The sequence below is a fragment of the Pararhizobium sp. P1_E7 genome, assembly GCF_056405855.1.
Genome location: NZ_JBFUBH010000178.1, coordinates 1 through 2,231, shown reverse-complemented (window position 1 = coordinate 2,231; position 2,231 = coordinate 1). Strand labels below are relative to the sequence as shown.

The window sequence follows — 2,231 nt, the reverse complement described above, 5'->3', positions numbered from 1 at the left end:
CCTGAGCGGAGTATTCCTGGTCAAATACCGGGTGGAATACATTCTCGTATTTCCATTCGTAAGCGGTCTTTTCGCGGCCTATATCTGGCTCGCTGCCCGTCCCGGCTCCGTCGTCCAGCGGCCGGAACGGCTTTTCCACTCGCGCCGTCTCGACGTCATGCTGGCTGCGTGCATCGTCGTCTTTATTCTGGCCACCTTCATCGACATGCCCTTCCTTGATTTCGTGGCGACACCGTCCTTCGTGTCTATTCCTGTGCTGCGATGACTGCGCTGGACCTCCCGCATGGCCCCGTGCACTGGGACGCTATTCGTCTGGTCGTCTTTGATCTGGACGGCACGCTCTACGATCAAAGACKCCTCCGTCTGCGGGTGCTGCTGCGCCTCGTTGGCGACGCTGTATCGTCGCTCAGCCTCGAAACAATCCGGATCTTGCGTGAATTTCGCCGTTGTCGCGAAGAACTCGGCGAATCTCTGGCGTGTGACTTTGTCACTCTCCAGTACCAGTCTGTCGCGAACCGCACGGGACACCCGCCGGACTACGTGCGGTCGATCGTCGAAGAGTGGATGGAACGGCGGCCGCTCGACGTCCTGCGTAACTGCCGCTACCCCGGCATTGCGCAATTGTTCGCCGGGCTCAGCGCCAAAGGCAAGACGATCGCGGTTCTCTCCGACTATCCGGCGCGGGAAAAGCTTCGTGTTCTGGGACTGAGCGCCGACCTCGTCGTTTATGCCGGCGACCCGGATGTCGGCTTCCTAAAGCCCCATCCGGCGGGGCTGCAAAACGTCCTGAGCAAAACCAAAATTCCGGCTCAGGACGCAATCATGATCGGAGACAGGGTCGATCGTGACTGGGAGGTCGCACAGCGGCATGGCATGCGAGCACTGATCAAGAGCCGCAAACCGCTCGCAGACATCGACACGTTCCGCAGCTTTGACGACGAGGTGTTCAGCGCGGTGAGCGAAAAGGACGTTGGGTCAGGACACAACTTTCAAGAGCCATAGAGCCCCCTGCCTTATCGGCGACCGATGCGGGCTCCCACCCGCGCTGAGCTTTGTCGATGCCAGGCTCTCACAATACCAGTCATAGCTTTCCCTGAGCATGTCCTGATTGGAATAGGCCGGACGCCAACCCAATTGAAGCAGCGGCTCGACGTCAAAATAGCACTCCTTGTGGTAGGTCAGGTAGTGCCATGGCACGAGCGGCGAGACCCTCATCCAATGCAGTGCTCGCAACGTGTTTACGGTCAGCGCAGTGGGCAGGCTTTTGACTTTGGAGCTGCTTCCCGCATAGGCGATCAGCGCCTCCAGGTCGCCTCGCAAGGTGCCGAAACGATCCGTCCCGACATTATAGGTACCGCTTTTGCCTGCATTCAGCGCAAGCATGTAGAAGTCCATCAGATCGTGCGCGTGGATGAACTGGAATTTGATATCTCCGCTCCCGATCACATAGACCGAGCGGTTCTCCCGTATCCATTCGAACAGGATTTGGAAGATGCCGAGCCGCCCGCCGCCAAGGGTGGCTCTGGGGCGGATGGTGATCAGGGTGATGCCATTCGCCTTGCAAATCTCTTCCGCCAGCTGTTCGCCCGCGCGCTTCGACTTGCCATAGGGTTCGACGGGCCGAAGGGGCGTTTGCTGCGTAATCGGACCGGAGGGCGGAATACCGTAAGCGGCCGTCGAACTCACGTGGATCAGCGACTTGACGCCGGCCTTGGCCGCTTCCTCGGTGACAATGCGGGTCCCTTCGACGTTGACTGCCCAGTAGTCGCGGCCGGCGTCGGTTTGCGCCACCAGCGCAGCATTGTGATGGACGACATCGACGCCCCGCATGGCGGCACGGACCCCGTCACGGTCAAGGACGGAGCACTTGACGAATTCTATGTCTCTAGGCCGGGACGCATCTTCCCATATGTCGAGTACGCGAACGTCGTCACCCCGGTCGCGAAGCCGCCGCGCAGCAAGGTTGCCGATAAAACCTGATCCCCCGGTAATAAGGTGTCGCATGCCTTCCTCCCACTCCCCATGAAATTGCCGGTCAGATCGCGCCGGAATTGATGGCATGCATCACATTGCGGTGCGCAACAGCCATGACCGTACCCTGCGGATTGACAACGGTCGGACCGCAAAGCAGCGATGCGTCGGCGATATACAGCCCATCCATTCCGTGTACTCGCCCAAATGAATCCGCCGCGCATTTCTGCTTGTCCTCTCCCATCGGGCAGGATGAGAAC

At 59.7% G+C, this 2,231-nt stretch carries 3 protein-coding genes and 1 pseudogene; 2 read left to right on the top strand and 2 right to left on the bottom strand.

The window, feature by feature from the left end:
• Together AC1D17_RS28610 and AC1D17_RS28605 are read left to right on the top strand one after the other, a co-directional pair.
• Positions 1-265: pseudogene (locus AC1D17_RS28610) on the top strand (hypothetical protein); the annotation flags it as partial.
• Complete coding sequence (locus AC1D17_RS28605) at positions 262-1,002, top strand: HAD family hydrolase (RefSeq protein WP_477568581.1); 741 nt, start codon at positions 262-264, stop codon at positions 1,000-1,002. The pseudogene AC1D17_RS28610 and the gene AC1D17_RS28605, both read left to right, overlap by 4 nt.
• Here AC1D17_RS28605 and AC1D17_RS28600 read toward each other — a convergent pair.
• Both AC1D17_RS28600 and AC1D17_RS28595 read right to left on the bottom strand, forming a co-directional pair.
• Positions 976-2,004 (bottom strand): NAD-dependent epimerase/dehydratase family protein, encoded by a 1,029-nt coding sequence (locus tag AC1D17_RS28600; RefSeq protein ID WP_477568580.1) that lies wholly within the window; start codon positions 2,002-2,004, stop codon positions 976-978. The two genes, AC1D17_RS28605 and AC1D17_RS28600, sit on opposite strands and share 27 nt — an antisense overlap.
• A 31-nt stretch (positions 2,005-2,035) precedes the next feature.
• A partial coding sequence (locus AC1D17_RS28595) for a GMC oxidoreductase (RefSeq protein WP_477568579.1) occupies positions 2,036-2,231 on the bottom strand: 196 nt, incomplete at its 5' end.

Excerpts from the sequence above, each read along its gene's own strand:
- AC1D17_RS28600 (WP_477568580.1), bottom strand. The coding sequence starts at position 2,004 with ATGCGACACCTTATTACCGGGGGATCAGGTTTTATCGGCAACCTTGCT.